The sequence below is a fragment of the Sandaracinobacter sp. T42 genome, from assembly GCF_059115405.1.
In genome coordinates this window covers 2,268,800-2,284,518 of record NZ_CM181101.1, presented here as the reverse complement: position 1 = coordinate 2,284,518, position 15,719 = coordinate 2,268,800, and the positions used below count along the sequence as shown (strand labels likewise).

Here is a 15,719-nt window from a genome sequence, read left to right as displayed (position 1 = left end):
ATCGGTCGGCATGGATTTTGCTGGATCTGTGGGGTGGGCAGTTCCAACAGGAGGATCCGAATGTCGAATTTCAGACTTGCACTTGCCGGCGCAGCGCTGCTGGCTGCTGCTTCCGGCGCACAGGCCGCAAACCTGGCTGTTTTCGGGCAAAATTTCATCGGCGGACTGTACGATGACAGCCACACCGTAACCTATGTGACCGATGCCCAGCTGGCGACGGCCGGCTTCCTCGATAGCTATGATGCCTTCGTCTATACGCGCGACGGCTACAGCTTCGGGGTTGGTCTTTCCGTTGCGGCTGCGGCGAACGTGAAGGCTTATGTGACCGGCAATGTCGTGCTGTTCAACGGGGACTGGCAGGACGACATCCCGAACAGCGCGGAGACGGCGGCCCTGTTCACCAACGCGCTGACCTATGTGCTGAACGGCAACGGCAAGGGCTATATCGGTGAATATCGGGGCGCCTTCGCGGCCTATGCCGCGAACGACGATGGCAACAATCCCATCGGGCTGGTGCAGGGGCATTCGGGCGTCAGTGGCTATGCACAAGGCGGATCGAATCTGACCATCGATCTGACGCCGGCCGGCCAGACCAGCCCGATCACGGCTGACACCACTTTCCCCTACAATCCATCCGCCGTGGAATTTGGCGCGCAGCTGACAGGGGAAAATCCGGCAAAGGTGCTGGCCCGCTTCGCCAACGGCAATGCGGCCATCATCGCAAGCTCTGTCGACCAGATCAGCGATCCGGGCGCCGTGCCCGAACCCGCGACCTGGGCGATGCTGATCATCGGCTTTGGCGCCATCGGACTTGCGGCCCGCCGCAAGCGGACGCTGGCGCACACGGCCGCCTGATATCAGGCCAGCATTGAAGGGGGCCGGTGGCTGCCAGCCGCCGGCCCCCTTTTCATGCCGCACGTCTGCCACAGTCTGGTTTTAGGCGGCGTGATCATGGGTGTTGAAAATGGGCCGCTGCGCGTCGCGCTGTTTTCGGGCAACTACAATTATGTGAAGGACGGGGCGAACCAGGCCCTGAACCGGCTGGTGGGGCGGATGCTGGTTCGTGGACTGGAGCCCAGGGTCTATTCGCCGGTGGTGGATGTGCCGGCTTTCGAGGCGACGGGGACGCTGATCGGCGTGCCATCCGTGCCGATCCCCGGGCGGGGCGAATATCGGGTGGCGCTGGGCCTGCCGCGCGCGGTGAAGGCCGATCTGGAATCCTTCCGTCCGGATATCGTGCATCTGTCTGCGCCGGACTGGCTGGGCCATGACGCGAAGAAATGGGGGCAGGGGCAGGGGCTGCCTGTCGTCGCATCCGTTCACACCCGGTTCGAAACCTATTTCGACTATTATCGGATGGGCTTCATCCGGCGTGGCGTGGAACGGTTGCTGAAAAGCTTTTACGGCGACCTGACGGAAATCTATGCGCCTTCGGACAGCATGGCGGATGTGCTGAGGGCCGAGGGCTATTCAGACAAGATCCGGATCTGGAGCAGGGGGGTTGATCGAAAGATCTTCACGCCGGAGGCGCGCGACATGGGCTGGCGCCACGGCCTGGGGATCAGCGATGACGTGCCTGTGATCGGGTTCGTGGGGCGGCTGGTCCTTGAAAAGGGCCTGGACGTGGTGGCGGCGACCATGGCCGAGCTGCGACGGCGCGGTGTGCCGCATCATCTGCTGGTCGTAGGGGACGGCCCCGCGCGCGCCGAGTTCGAGGGGCAGGTTCCGGGCGCGACATTCGCCGGCTTCCAGACCGGGGCGGCGCTGGGCCGGGCTTATGCCAGTTTCGACATGTTCCTGAACCCCAGCGTGACCGAGACCTTCGGAAACGTCACCCTGGAAGCCATGGCGTGCGCGGTGCCGCCGATTGCGGCACGGGCGACCGGGGCTTCCTCTCTGGTGGCGGACAGGGTTTCGGGGCGGCTGGTGCCGGCCGGCGACATCGGCGCCTTTGCGGATGCGGTGGAGGCTTATGTGCGCAACCCCGATCTGCGCCGCGCCCACGGCGAAGCCAGCTTCGTGCGCGCACAGGCCTATGACTGGGATGCAATCAACGATTCCGTCATCGACCGGTATCTGGCCCTGACGGGGCGTGGCTGACCGCCCAGGCCCTTACATTTCCGGATCGTTGGGCTTATATCGCCATTGCCGCCTTCGGGCGGAGATGGTGATGAATGATGCCGTACCAGTACTCACAGCGGACCCGGGGGCAGTACCCGGCGGCTCCACCAAAAGCCCCGCCATGCGAGCGATTGCAGGGCGAGGCCTCTGACGGGGCCGAACCAGGATAGACGTGTGCGGAACGACGGTATTTTTGCCCGGCCTGAATGCGCCGTTAAACCGTTCAAAACCCACAAATGCCAACGACAACGAGGCATTTGCGATTGCTGCGTAACCTGTTGGCCTAACGGCCTTGGTTACAACGCTTGAGCAGGGTTCGGGCCGAACCCGGTAACAGAATCGGATTCCAGCGGCTCGCAGGCGCGCCGGGCAACAGAAGCGCCTGCATCCCACCCAGACGGCTGATGATGCCACGAACCCCTCTCCGCATGCTTTCCCGCCCCTTGACGCTTACTGGCGCCAAGGCCACTTGTGGCGTGTGACCGAACCGCCCGAGAATCAGGAACCACCGGACAGCCTCATCCCTTATGATGAGATCGTTCAGGATTCGCTTCGCCAAGTCGTGCGGCGTGTGCTTGGTGATGTGGCGGATGGTGGCGGCTTGCCCGGAGCCCATCATTTCTTCATCGCGTTCCGCACCCGGTTTCCGGGCGTGGACATGCCGAAGCATCTCCTGGAACGCTATCCCGAAGAGATGACGGTGGTGCTGCAGCACCGGTACTGGGATCTGCTCGTTGATGACGAGCATTTCGAGGTGGGGCTGACTTTCAATCAGGTGCCGGCCAAGCTTTCGATCCCTTACAAGGCCATCACGGGCTTTGTGGATCCGGCGGTGAATTTCGCGCTTCAGTTCGTGGTGACCATGCCGGAGCCGGCCGACGAACCGCCGCCTCCGCCTGTGGAGGACAGCGAAGCCGGGTCGAACGTGGTTTCGTTCGACTTCAAGCGGAAGAAGTGAGCCGCACCGAAACCGACAGCCTGGGCGCGATCGAGGTGCCCGACACAGCCTACTGGGGCGCTCAGACCCAGAGATCCATCGGGAATTTCCCCTTTGGCGCCACCGAGCGAATGCCTGTGGGCCTGGTGCATGCGCTGGCGCTGGTGAAGCAGGCGGCTGCGCGGGTGAACCGCAGGCATGGGCTTGCCCCCGACATTGCGGATGCGATCGAAGCCGCTGCGGCTGAAGTGGTCGCCGGCCGGCTGGACGACCAGTTTCCGTTGGTGATCTGGCAGACGGGCAGCGGCACCCAGAGCAACATGAACGTGAACGAGGTGATCGCGGGCCGCGCGAACGAGTTGCTGACCGGCCGGCGCGGCGGAAAGAGCCCGGTTCATCCCAACGACCATGTAAACATGGGGCAAAGCAGCAACGACAGCTTCCCGACCGCGATGCATGTGGCCACTGTGCTGGCGGCGCGGCGGAAGCTGTTCCCGGCGCTGGAGCGGCTGGAATCGGCGCTTCTGGCCAAGGCCGGAAGCTGGGCCGACATCGTGAAGATCGGGCGGACACACCTGCAGGATGCGACGCCGCTGACGCTGGGTCAGGAGTTTTCCGGCTATGTGGCGCAGCTGAAACTGGCGCGGATGCGCACGGAGCCGCTGGTTGCGCATGCGCTGACGAAGCTGGCGCAGGGCGGGACCGCAGTGGGCACCGGGCTGAACGCGCCCGACGGCTTCGGCGCGGATTTCGCGCGCGAGATCAGCGTGCTGACCGGGGTGGCGTTCGAAACCGCGCCCAACAAGTTCGAGGCGCTGGCGAGCCACGACACGCTGGTGGATTTTTCCGGGCGGCTGAACAGCCTGGCCGTGGCGTTGACGAAGATCGCGAATGACATCCGCCTGCTGGGTTCCGGGCCGCGATCCGGGTTGGGCGAACTGGAGCTGCCCGCGAACGAGCCGGGAAGCTCCATCATGCCGGGGAAGGTGAACCCCACGCAGAGTGAGATGCTGACGATGGTGGCGGCCCAGGTGATGGGCAATCATGTCGCGGTGACGGTTGGGGGGCTTCAGGGGCATCTTGAACTGAATGTGTTCAAGCCGCTGATCGGGGCCAATATCCTGCGCTCCATCGATCTGCTGGCGGTGGGCATGGAAAGCTTCGCAGCGCGGTGCGTGGAGGGGCTGGAACCGAACCGGGCACGCATCGCGGAGCTGGTCGGCCGGTCGCTGATGCTGGTGACGGCGCTGGCGCCCGAGATCGGGTATGACAAGGCGGCCGAGATCGCCAAGCTGGCGCACCACGAGGGGACGACCCTGCTGGAGGCGGGGCTGAAGCTGGGCCATGTGACGGAGTCGCAGTTCCGGCGGCTCGTTCGCCCGGAGACAATGACGACAGGGGGCTGACACAAGCACATCCCGAGCCGGAATCTGCTGGCCGGGGGCGCATTGGCTGGCGGGATGCTGGCAACGGTGCCGGCGTTTGCCGCAACCGGGCCCTCACCCCGCCTTCCGTGCCGCCTTCGACCGCTTCGTGGCCTTATGCCGATGGCAGCTGGCGGTTCGCCGATCCGGCAGAGCTGACCTGTTCGCTTCCGGCCGGGGTTCCATCGGGCGCCGGCATGTTCTAGTCGCTTGCCATGTCGATTCCCGGTGCCCGCCGCGGGCTGATGCTCGTCCTTTCCAGCCCGTCCGGTGCGGGAAAGACCACCATGACCAAGCGCCTTCTGGCGACGGACCCTCAGATCTCGCTGTCGGTTTCAGCCACGACGCGCAAGCCGCGCACGGGCGAGATCGACGGCCATGATTATCAGTTCGTGAGCCAGGACCAGTTCGACCACATGGTGCAGACGGGGCAGTTCCTGGAATGGGCGACCGTGTTCGGCAACCGATACGGCACCCCGCGCGGCCCGGTGGAAACGGCACTGAGCGAAGGCCGGGACATCCTGTTCGACATCGACTGGCAGGGCACCCAGCAGCTTCGGCAGAGCCAGGCCGGCGGCGACCTTGTTTCCATTTTCCTGCTGCCGCCCAGCCTTGAAGAGCTGGAATCGCGCCTGCGGACCCGCGCGGCGGACAGCGAGGACGTGATCACCCAGCGGATGAGCCGCGCGGCCGACGAGATCAGCCATTGGGCCGAATATGATTATATCCTGGTGAATGACGATCCCGGCCAGTGCCTGCACGAGATCCGCTCCATCCTGACGACGGAGCGGCTGCGCCGGGAACGGCAGCGCGGGCTGGCCGGCTTCGTGCGGGATCTCCTTGCCGGCGAATGAGGGCAGGGCGGAGGCGCCTGGCCCCCGCCCCTGAACCTCAGATGCTGCGGCCGATCAGTTCCTTCATGATCTCGCTGGTGCCGCCATAGATGCGCTGCACGCGCGCGTCGCGCCACAGACGGGCGATCGGATATTCGTTCATGTAGCCCGCGCCGCCATGCAGTTGCAGTGCCTTGTCGCAGATTTCCCACTGCAGCTCGGTATGCCACAGCTTGGCTGCCGCGCCTTCATACGCATCCAGTTCGCCGGCCATGTGCTTTTTCAGGCAGACATCGAGGTGCGCCCAGCCCACCTGCAGCTTGGCCTTCAGATCAGCCAGCACGAAGCGGGTGTTCTGGAAATCGAGGATCGGCTTGCCGAAGGCCTTGCGGTCGCGGACGAACTTCACCGCTTCGTCGAAAGCGCGCTGGGCGCCGCCCATGGCGCCAACGGCGATGGAAAGACGTTCCTGCGGCAGTTGGCTCATCAGGTAGATGAAGCCCTGGTTTTCAGCGCCCAGGCAGTTGGTGATGGGCACGCGCACGTCTTCGAAGAAGAGTTCAGACGTGTCGGCGGAATTCTGGCCGATCTTGTCGAGGTTGCGGCCCTTGGAGAAGCCAGGCGTGCCGGCATCCACGATGATGAGGCTGGTGCCCTTGGAGCCAGCATCGGGATTCGTCTTGGCGACGACGATCACCATGTCGCAGTTCTGGCCGTTGGTGATGTAGGTTTTCGAGCCGTTGATCACATAATGGTTGCCGTCGCGGCGGGCGGTGGTGCGCACACCCTGAAGATCGGAACCGGCGCCCGGTTCCGTCATCGCGATGGCGGTGATGCATTCGCCCGTGATCATCTTGGGCAGATACTTCGCCTTCTGCTCGTCGGAGCCGTAGTTGACGAGATAGTCGGCGACGATGTCGGACTGGAGCGTGATGCCCGCCGAGGAGCCGAGATATGCCAGCTCTTCATCGATGACGGCGTTGTAGCCGAAATCGAGCCCCAGGCCGCCGAGTTCTTCCGGAACGGTGGGGCACAGAAGCCCGGCTTCGCCGGCGGCGAGCCAGAACTGGCGATCCACCAGGCCATCTTCTTCCCAGCGATCGAGGTTGGGGACAAGATGCTTGTCGAAGAACTTGCGGACCTGATCGCGGAAGGCGTTGTGGTCTTCATTGAAGGCCGTGCGGTGGCGAATGTCGAGCATGTGCGTGGTCTCCTCTTTGAGGGTGCGATGCCACATGTGCGGGCGTTCGCCACCTGTAGGGGTGGGGAGGGTGAAGCGCGGATCGCGTGAACCGCACGGCAGGCGTGCATGAAAAAAGGGCGGGGTAAAGACCCCGCCCTTTCGTCGTTCCAGGCAGATTGCCGATCAGAACTTCAGGTGAGCGCCGACATAGAAGAAGCGGCCCGTGTTGGTGTAGGGCGCGCCGGCTTCGGTGCCGAGCAGGTCGTAGGGCGGCAGCGCGTCGAACGCGTTGTCCACACCGACGAACAGCGAGTGGTTGCCGATTTTCCCATCAATGCGGAAGTCGTGGTAGGTGTAGGCTGGATACCAGATCTTCGGGAAATTGTCGGCGTTCGTCGGCGGGCGATCCTGCTCGGAAAGCATGGTGCCGTAGTTCGGCGCGATCGTCATCTTGTCGATGTAGCGCATGGTCCACACGAAATCGACGGCCTTGTAGCCCAGCGTCATGTTCAGTCGGGCGTTCCATTCCGGATCGCCCAGTGTGCCCTTGATGCGGGTGCGGCGATCGGGTTCCGTGACGGAGGTGAACTGGTCACGGCCCATCAGCCATGCCACGGTTGCACGGGCGCTCAGGCGCCAGTCGCCCTTGCTGGGGTAGGTATAGGCCAGGTCGAAGTCCACGCCTTCCGTTGTCTGCCGTGCATAGTTGAACGGCCCTTGCAGGAAGGAGTTGCCGGTGGTGGCGAAGTTGGCCTGACCGCCCCCGTGCAGCACGTTCTGCTGGCCCGCGAAGGTGCCGTTCGGGTTCCGGGTGATCGCCTTGCAGAACTGGTTGTTGATGCCGTCGGGGCTGTCATAGCACTGGTTGATGATCGTCTGCGCACCGATGGTGACGATCACATTGTCGATGTCGATGTTGTAGTAATCGACCGACAGCGTCAGGCCCGGCACCCAGCGCGGCTGGAACACGCCGCCGACTGTCCAGCTGGTCGAACGCTCTTCCTCGAGATCGGGGTTGCCGCCCGACAGGCCGAGGATGCCCGAAGCCGGACGATTGGTGAAGGGTTCTGTCGTCGTCGTCCCGCCGACCGTGAAGGTCTGCGTTGTCGGCACGCCGGCGGCTGCGCAGTTCGCCACCCGGTTCGGGTTGGCGTTGATGTTCTGCTGGCCGCAGGGGTCGATGAGGCCGTTCAGGAAGGTCTGTGCGGTCGATCCGAACAGATCCGTCTGGGTCGGCGCGCGGACGGCCTTGGCGTAGCTGGCGCGGAAGCGGGCATCCGGCACCGGGGCCCAGATGGCGCCGATGTTGTAGGCCCAGACCGTGCCGGTGTTGCCAACATTGTAGTTGGAAACCCGCGCTGCGCCTTCCAGCGACAGTTCATGGAAGAAGGGCACCTCTGCCAGGATCGGCAGGCGGATTTCACCGAAACCGTCCCAGACTTCCAGCTTCGGCGGATCGAAGGTGGCGATGGCGTTCAGGAAGGTGCCACCGCCGGCCGTGAACGGATCATAGGCGGAGAAGCTGTTTTCCTGGCGGTATTCGGCACCGATCGCGAAGCCGACCGGACCGCCGGGCAGTTCGAACCACTTCGCGGAATCCCCCGACACGAAGGCGAGTGCGTTGAACTGTTCGGCCCACTGCTTCCGGCTGGATTCGTGGACGATGTAGTTCAGCGCCGCTGCCGACGGCTTGCCGACGCCGAAAAGGTTGATGGGGACACACGCCGGATCGTCGTTGGTGGCGATGGCGTCTGCGTTCACCGCGCAGACGATCTGGTTTGCGCTGTTCAGCACGGCATTCACCGAACGGGTGAAATTCGCCAGATTCACGTTGCCGCGTGTGCGGTAGAAGGTATCCGCATGACCGTAGTTCAGCGACACTTCGTATCGCCAGGAGTCGAGGAAGTTGCCCTCGAGACCGGTAACGATCCGGTACACGTCGCGCTTGTGGTTTTCGCCGCGGCCGCCGAAATCGATGTTGAAGCGCTGCATGGTGAAGCCGGTGGCGCCGGGCGCCAGGCTCTGCACCAGCAGGGCGCGGGCCTGCGGGGTGAGGAAGGGGTTGTTGATGGAGAAGGTGGGGTTCAGCGCGCCGGACGAGAAAGTCGGCTGACCTTCCTGGATTGCTTCCGAGCGGACGAACTTGCCTTCGAAGAACAGACGGGCGGCATCGCTGAATTCGTAGGAAGCCAGAAGGTTGCCGGTGTAGTTCGTCTGCCCGACCTGAAGCAGGCCGGTTTCACGCAGCGTCGAGCCGCTGCCACCCTGGAAGTTGCCTGAGCCAAACGGGCGGAAATCCAGCGTGCCATTGTTCTTGACCAGGCTGCCATCCGGGGCAAACACGAAGATGTTCCCCAGTTCGGTGTAATTCAGCGAGCCGTCGGCGTTGCGCGACGAGGGCGACAGGATGCCCGAACAGTTGAGAGCCCGACGGTCTGCGGAGCCTGTGCAGACGGAGGTGATGGCCCCACCCGTCGAGATGCCGGCATTCTTCAGGCCCGAGAGCAGGGTTGTGTCTGGAATGCCGTTGCCAGCCGCAGGTTCCGTGGTGTTGTTCGGGCCAGAGAAGGTGGTGTTTTCCGTCAACTGGAACTGGCGGCGGCCGGAGAAGGCGCCTGTCTGCCCGTCGCGGTCGGCGAAGAAAAGAGGCGGTGCGGAGCTTATGCCGACATTCGCGGCGATGTTGCCGCGGCCATCGGCGAAGTTCTTGCCGGCTGTGACGCTGAGGTAATAGTTGCCACGGTCGAACCGCGAGGACAGGCCGGATTGAGCCCGGATTTCGAGCCCTTCATAATCCCGTTTGGTAATGAAGTTGACGACGCCGGCAACGGCGTCGGAGCCGTAGAGGGCGGAGTTGCCGCCGGTTACGACATCGACGCGTTCCACCAGTTCCGAGGGAATCGTGTTCACATCGACCGTCTGCTGGCCGGGCTGTGACGAGACGTGGCGGCGGCCATTCTGCAGCACCAGCGTGCGCGACGTGCCCATGCCGCGCAGATCCAGTGCGCTGATGCCGGCGGTGCCGATGAAGCGGCCGGAGTTCTGGGTGCTGTAGGTCGGGCGGAACTGCGGCATCAGGTTGAGCGTGTCGCCAAGCGATACTTCGCCGGTTTCCCGCAGTTCCTGCGCGGTGATGGTAGAGATGGGCACTGCGGAATCAAGATTGGGGCGCGAGATCCGCGAACCGGTGACGACGATCATTTCGTCGGCAGCGCTATCGGTGGCGGCGGTTTCGGCCTGGGAAAGTGCCGGTGTGGACACGAGGGCAGCCAGAGAGGCGCCGATAAGGAGGATTGAACGCATTACTTTTCCCCGAATCTGACCATTACATGAACAGAGGATGGGACAGTCACATCTGTCATGAAAGCGTCATGCTTCAATCTGGAGAATTTGCTGAACGACTGTTGCCAAACCGACACAATCTGGCAGATTTGTCTGGCTTATCAGACAGTTCCGTTGCCGGTGAGTCGCTGGATTTCGCCGGAGGAGTAGCCCAGTTCTGTCAGCAGATCTTGCGTGTCTGCGCCCAGCGCCGGCGCTGGGCGAGCCGGCAGCCGGCGGCCATCGATACGGACGGGATTGGCCAGCACGCGCATGGACGGTTCCAGTGGGTGCGGAACCGGTTCGATCAGCCCTTCGGTGATTGCGAAAGGATTTTCCAGCGCCTGCCGGATGTCGTTGACGGGGGCGACGGGGCAGATGCCGCCCAGAAGGCCGATCCAGTGGGCTGTTGGCGCGGTTTCGAAGATGCGGTCCAGTTCGGTGGTCAGCGCATCGCGGTTTGCGAGCCGGGCCGCGACGGTTTCGAAGCGCGGGTCTGCGGCAAGCTGGGGGGCATCGAGGGCTTCGACCAGCCGGCTCCAGAATTTGGGAAGCTGCGCCATCACGAACAGCCAGCCGTCTGCCGTGCGGAACAGTTGCGAGGGCGTCACGGACGGATGTGCGGATCGCGGGGCGCGGCCCGTGACATCGCCCCGGTTCAGGTACCAGGTCGCGGGATAGCTTGTCTGGTGCAGGGCGGCGTCGAACAGGGAAATGTCGTAATCGCGCCCCTTTCCGCTGGCCCGGGCATCCAGAAGGCCCGCGAGCGTTGCCGTCGCCAGCATCTGGCCGGTCATGTAATCCACCATGGAGAGGCCGAAACGCGTCGGCGGCTGGCCGGGCTCTCCGGTGACGGAGAGGAAACCGGCTTCGGCCTGCATCAGGTAATCATAGCCGGGCCAGGCGGCGCGTTCATTTTGGCGGCCATAAGCGGAGGCGTGGACGCAGACGATGGCGGGCCTGATCGGGCCGAGCGTGGCATAGTCGATCCCCAGTTTCGCCGGCTGATCGCCCCTTGCATTGTTGGTAACGGCATCGGCCGTCGCCACGAGCCGGTGCAGGATTTGCTGCCCATCCGGCGATTTCAGATCCAGCGTCAGCGATCGCTTGTTCAGGTTGAACGTCTGGAAGAAGAGGCTGTCGTTGGGGCCCAGGAAATGGGGCCCGGTATCCCGCGCGCTGTCGCCCCGGCCTGGCGGTTCGATCTTGATCACTTCCGCCCCAAGCTGGGCCAGCATCATGGTGCCATAGGGGCCGGCGCCATAGGCCTCGACCGAGAGGATGCGGACGCCCGACAGCGGCAGGTGCATCAGGCGGGGTTCCGCTTCACCCACTGGCGGGCCACGATGATGCGCTGCATTTCGTTGGTGCCTTCGCCGATGATCAGCAGCATCGCGTCGCGGTAGAAACGTTCGACCTCATAATCCTGGCTGAAGCCGTTGCCGCCGTGGATCCGCATCGCTTCCTCGGCATTGTCGCGGGCAGCTTCGGAGGCGAAATACTTCGCCATGCCCGCTTCCATGTCGCACCGCTCGCCCCGGTCATAGGCGTCTGCCGCGTCCAGCGTGAGGAGGCGGGCAGCGCGGGCCCGGGTGACCATTTCCCCCAGTTTCAGCTGGATCGCCTGATGCGCTGAGATGGGCTTGCCCATGGTCTGGCGTTGCTGGGCATAGGCGGTGGCGAGATCGAGCGCCCCTTCAGCCATTCCGACGCCGCGCGCAGCGACATTGATGCGGCCCAGCTCAAGACCACCGGTTGCCTGATAGAAACCCTGGCCTTCGATGCCGCCGATCAGCTGGTCCGCAGGCACGCGCACATTGTCAAGATAGATCGGGCCGGTATCGATCGCGCGATAGCCCATCTTGGGCAGCTTGGCCGGCGTGGAGAGGCCTTCGCGCGGCTTGTCGACGATGAACAGGCCCATGCCTGCGTGGCGCGGCTCTGCCGCGGGATCAGTGCGCGCGAGGAGGGCGACGACATCGCCCTTCACGGCGTTCGTGATCCAGGTTTTCTGGCCGTTCAGCACATAGTGATCGCCATCGAGGCGGGCTGTTGTGCGGATGCCCTGAAGATCGGTGCCGGCGCCGGGCTCTGTCAGGGCGAGGCCGCCGCGCAACTCCCCGCTGGCAAGGCGCGGCAGCCATTTTGCCTTTTGTTCGGGCGTGCCGGCGCGTTCGATGGCGTGGGCCAGCATCAGGTGCGAGTTGAAGATGCCGGTTGGCGCCATCCAGACCCGGCAGATGGCGGCGACGATCTTCACATAGGTGGCGGCCGGCAGCCCGAGCCCGCCCCATTGCTGGCCGATCGTCGCGCCGAACAGACCCAGTTCGCGCATCTGATCGATGAGGTGTTCCGGGTAGAGGTCTTCGATGTCGTGCCGCCGGGCGATGGGCTTCAGTTCCCGATCGGTCCAGCGTTCGATGCTGTCCAGCAACTGGGCTTCGAAGGCCGGGTCGATGGTGCGCGGGGCTGAGGCTGTGGCCATTTTCGGACCCTTCAGAGGCTGTCGGGGCCGTGGCCCCGCTTCCAGACAAGCATGGTGCGCAGGTAGGTGCAGATCACCGTGCCATGCTGGTTCCGGCCTGTGGTGCGGATGGTGACGATGCCCTGCGCGGGGCGCTTTTCGCTGTCGCGCAGCTCGGTCACCTCGCTTTCCGCATATAGCGTGTCGCCGTGGAAGACGGGGTGGGGAAGGCGGATATCCGTCCACCCCAGGTTGGCGACGGCCTTGGCGCTGACATCGGACACCGACATGCCGGTAAGGATTGCAAGCGTGAGGGTGGAGACGACGAGCGGGCGGCCGAATTCGGTTTTCGCGGCATATTCATGATCGAAATGCAGCGGGTGGCTGTTCATGGTGAGCAGGGTGAACCATGTGTTGTCCGCCTCCGAGATGGTTCGGCCGGGGCGGTGCTCGTAAATGTCGCCCACGCGGAAATCCTCGAACCAGCGGCCCTGGCTTTCCCGGTAGCGGCCCGGAGCGATCTCGACTGCGGCATCGCGCATGAATAGTCCCTTCCGCGATCAGGAAAGGCCGGGCGATCGCGGCTGTCAACACTGGCAGATGAGGGATTGACCGCAAGAAGCGGGGCGCGGGGTCGGGCCGCGGGCTGATACTTGGGGTGAACCTTGCCGGCCGGGAAAGCGATCTGCCGATGGCGGAGATCCGCCTGGCGGGTTGGACAAGGCTGTTTCGCTGGCGGTTTGCCGCACAGGCGTTGAAGACGGATGGCTGCCTGCCCCGGCGCGCGGCCGGGGCGGGCGCTTCACGTCAGTGGGTGGTCACCGGCTCCAGCTTTTCGGCGAGGATGGTGAGGCCCTTTTCGGAGACTTCGGCGAAGCCCCCTTCGATATGGATGCGTTCCGGCGTGGCGCCGGCCGAGGCATAGATGGCGATCTCGCCGGGGCGGATCGTGCTCATCATCGGGGCATGGCCGGCCAGGACACCGAAATCGCCGTCGGTGCCGGGCACCACGACCATATGGACCGGGCCGGAGCGGACGAGCCGCTCCGGCGAGACCAGTTCGAAGTGCAGATCGGCCATTACGCGGCTTCCGCCGCCAGGCGCTGGGCCTTTTCGACGGCCTGCTCGATGGTGCCGACCATGTAGAAGGCGGCTTCGGGCAGATGATCATATTCGCCGTTCACGATGGCCTTGAAGCCCTTGATGGTGTCGGCAAGTTGCACGAACACGCCGGGCTGGCCGGTGAACACTTCGGCAACGTGGAACGGCTGGCTGAGGAAGCGCTGGATCTTGCGGGCGCGGGCCACGACCAGCTTATCTTCCTCCGACAGTTCATCCATGCCGAGGATGGCGATGATGTCCTGCAGCGACTTGTACTTCTGAAGGATCTGCTGGACGGCGCGGGCCGTTTCATAATGATCCTGGCCGACGATGCGCGGCTCCAGCACCCGGCTGGTGGAATCCAGCGGGTCCACGGCCGGATAGATGCCGAGTTCGGCGATCTGGCGGCTGAGCGTGGTGGTCGCGTCGAGGTGGGCGAAGGAGGTGGCAGGCGCCGGGTCGGTCAAGTCGTCGGCGGGAACGTAGATGGCCTGCACCGAGGTGATCGAGCCCTTGGTGGTGGAGGTAATGCGTTCCTGGAGCGCGCCCATGTCGGTGGCGAGCGTCGGCTGATAGCCCACGGCCGACGGGATGCGGCCCAGCAGCGCCGACACTTCCGAGCCGGCCTGGGTGAAGCGGAAGATGTTGTCCACGAAGAACAGCACGTCCTGGCCTTCCACGTCGCGGAAATATTCCGCGATGGTGAGGCCGGAGAGGGCGACGCGGGCGCGGGCCCCCGGCGGCTCGTTCATCTGGCCGAACACCAGGGCGACCTTGGAACCTTCCGGCGTGGGGTTGCCATCGGCGTCCTTGGCGATGACGCCCGCATCGAGGAACTCGTGGTAGAGATCGTTACCTTCGCGGGTGCGCTCGCCCACGCCGGCGAACACGGAATAGCCGCCGTGGCCCTTGGCGATGTTGTTGATCAGTTCCTGGATCAGAACCGTCTTGCCCACGCCGGCGCCGCCGAACAGGCCGATCTTGCCGCCCTTGGCGTAGGGGGCGATCAGGTCGACGACCTTGATGCCCGTGACGAGGATGGCGGCTTCCGTCGACTGGTCGGTGAATTCCGGGGCCGGCGCGTGAATGGGGGCCGTCTGCGTGGCGCCCACGGGGCCGCGCTCGTCGATGGGCTCGCCGATCACGTTCATGATCCGGCCCAGCGTCTGCGGGCCGACGGGCACGCGGATCTGCGAGCCGGTGTCCGTCACTTCCTGGCCGCGGACGACGCCGTCGGTCGAATCCATGGCGATCGTGCGCACGGTGTTTTCACCCAGGTGCTGGGCAACCTCCAGGACGAGGCGGCGGCCTTCGACCGTGGTTTCCAGCGCAGTGAGGATTTCCGGCAGATTGTCCTCGAACGACACGTCGACGACGGCGCCGATGACCTGGGTGATCCGGCCGACATTGTTGGTGGTGCTTGCCATGAGCTGTTGTCCCGTCGGTTAGAGCGCTTCTGCGCCCGAAATGATTTCGATGAGTTCCTTGGTGATCGCGGCCTGGCGCGTGCGGTTGTATGTCAGCGTCAGGCGGTTGATCATGTCCCCGGCATTGCGGGTGGCGTTGTCCATCGCGGTCATGCGGGCGCCCTGTTCGGAAGCCGCATTCTCGTTCAGCGCGCGATACAGCTGGACCGTCACGTTGCGCGGAAGCAGGTCGTTGAGGATCGCCTCTTCGTCCGGTTCATATTCGACAACGGCCGAAGCCGTTCCGGCGGGTGCCGCTTCCGGCACCTTCACCGGGATCAGCTGCTGTGCCTGCGGTTCCTGGACCAGGGCGGACTTGAACTCGGAATAGAAAAGCGTCGCCACGTCATATTCGCCGGCGTTGAAGCGGGCGATCAGATCGGCGGCGATGCCCTGGGCGATATCGAAGCCCACCGTCTTGTGCGCGGACAGGTCAACCGTTTCAACGATGGCGGCGCGATGCGTGCGCACCAGGGCGGCGCGGCCCTTCTTGCCGATCAGGAACAGCTTCACCGTTTTGCCCTGCGCCTCAAGCTCTGCGGCATGGCGGCGCGCGGCGCGGACGATGTTGGTGTTGAAGCCGCCGCACAGGCCGCGCTCGGCCGTTGCGACGACAAGCATGTGCACCTGATCCCGGCCGGTTCCGGCGAGCAGCGGCGACGTGCCGGGCCCGATCGACACCTTGGCGGCAAGGCTGGCAATCACCGCATCCATGCGCGCGGCGTAGGGGCGGCCCTGTTCGGCCCGCTCCTGTGCGCGGCGCAGCTTTGCGGCTGCAACCATCTTCATCGCCTTGGTGATCTTCTGCGTGGATTTCACCGAGGCGATGCGGACCTTCAGATCCTTCAATGAAGGCATCTAGTCGTTCC

Annotated in this window: 13 protein-coding genes and 1 other RNA gene; 6 read left to right on the top strand and 8 right to left on the bottom strand. The window is 64.4% G+C overall.

The features are described from left to right. The first annotated feature begins 60 nt into the window (after nt 1–60). From ACW9TV_RS11160 to gmk, 6 genes are all read left to right on the top strand, one after another. Nucleotides 61–855, top strand: coding sequence for a PEPxxWA-CTERM sorting domain-containing protein (locus ACW9TV_RS11160; RefSeq protein WP_494303551.1), 795 nt, complete (start codon nt 61–63; stop codon nt 853–855). Nucleotides 856–951: 96 nt separating this feature from the next. After that, on the top strand, nt 952–2,100 hold the full coding sequence (locus ACW9TV_RS11155; RefSeq protein WP_494303550.1) for a glycosyltransferase family 4 protein: 1,149 nt from the start codon (nt 952–954) through the stop codon (nt 2,098–2,100). 8 nt (nt 2,101–2,108) lie between these two features. After that, nucleotides 2,109–2,469: a transfer-messenger RNA gene (gene ssrA, locus ACW9TV_RS11150) on the top strand. A 130-nt stretch (nt 2,470–2,599) separates the two neighbouring features. Continuing rightward, nucleotides 2,600–3,079 (top strand): SspB family protein, encoded by a 480-nt coding sequence (locus ACW9TV_RS11145; RefSeq protein WP_494303549.1) that lies wholly within the window; start codon nt 2,600–2,602, stop codon nt 3,077–3,079. Continuing rightward, nucleotides 3,076–4,464, top strand: a complete 1,389-nt coding sequence (fumC, locus tag ACW9TV_RS11140; protein ID WP_494303548.1) for a class II fumarate hydratase — start codon at nt 3,076–3,078, stop codon at nt 4,462–4,464. Before ACW9TV_RS11145 ends, fumC begins: the two co-directional genes overlap by 4 nt. A gap of 233 nt (nt 4,465–4,697) precedes the next feature. Beyond that, complete coding sequence (gene gmk, locus ACW9TV_RS11135; protein ID WP_374389273.1) at nt 4,698–5,336, top strand: guanylate kinase; 639 nt, start codon at nt 4,698–4,700, stop codon at nt 5,334–5,336. Nucleotides 5,337–5,373: 37 nt separating this feature from the next. Here gmk and ACW9TV_RS11130 read toward each other — a convergent pair whose 3' ends face one another. The 8 genes from ACW9TV_RS11130 to ACW9TV_RS11095 all read right to left on the bottom strand — a co-directional run bounded on the left by ACW9TV_RS11130 (nt 5,374) and on the right by ACW9TV_RS11095 (nt 15,708). Continuing rightward, a complete protein-coding gene (locus ACW9TV_RS11130; protein ID WP_494303547.1) occupies nt 5,374–6,516 on the bottom strand; it encodes an acyl-CoA dehydrogenase family protein in 1,143 nt (380 codons plus the stop codon). A gap of 165 nt (nt 6,517–6,681) precedes the next feature. After that, nucleotides 6,682–9,801 carry a TonB-dependent receptor domain-containing protein gene (locus tag ACW9TV_RS11125; protein ID WP_494303546.1) on the bottom strand — a complete coding sequence of 1,040 codons (3,120 nt, stop codon included), beginning with the start codon at nt 9,799–9,801 and terminating at the stop codon, nt 6,682–6,684. 140 nt (nt 9,802–9,941) lie between these two features. Next, entirely contained in the window at nt 9,942–11,153 is a 1,212-nt protein-coding gene (locus tag ACW9TV_RS11120) for a CaiB/BaiF CoA transferase family protein (RefSeq protein ID WP_494303545.1), read from the bottom strand. Beyond that, nucleotides 11,129–12,304: an acyl-CoA dehydrogenase family protein gene (locus ACW9TV_RS11115; RefSeq protein ID WP_494303544.1), complete on the bottom strand. Its 1,176-nt coding sequence runs from the start codon at nt 12,302–12,304 to the stop codon at nt 11,129–11,131. The genes ACW9TV_RS11120 and ACW9TV_RS11115 overlap by 25 nt, the downstream gene beginning before the upstream one ends. 11 nt (nt 12,305–12,315) lie before the next feature. Next, nucleotides 12,316–12,825 (bottom strand): MaoC family dehydratase, encoded by a 510-nt coding sequence (locus ACW9TV_RS11110; RefSeq protein ID WP_494303543.1) that lies wholly within the window; start codon nt 12,823–12,825, stop codon nt 12,316–12,318. Nucleotides 12,826–13,090: 265 nt separating this feature from the next. Then, nucleotides 13,091–13,363: an ATP synthase F1 subunit epsilon gene (locus ACW9TV_RS11105; protein WP_494303542.1), complete on the bottom strand. Its 273-nt coding sequence runs from the start codon at nt 13,361–13,363 to the stop codon at nt 13,091–13,093. Beyond that, a complete protein-coding gene (gene atpD / locus ACW9TV_RS11100; protein ID WP_494303541.1) occupies nt 13,363–14,811 on the bottom strand; it encodes a F0F1 ATP synthase subunit beta in 1,449 nt (482 codons plus the stop codon). Before atpD ends, ACW9TV_RS11105 begins: the two co-directional genes overlap by 1 nt. An 18-nt stretch (nt 14,812–14,829) precedes the next feature. Further along, nucleotides 14,830–15,708 (bottom strand): F0F1 ATP synthase subunit gamma, encoded by an 879-nt coding sequence (locus ACW9TV_RS11095; RefSeq protein ID WP_494303540.1) that lies wholly within the window; start codon nt 15,706–15,708, stop codon nt 14,830–14,832. Between the last annotated feature and the right edge of the window lie 11 nt (nt 15,709–15,719).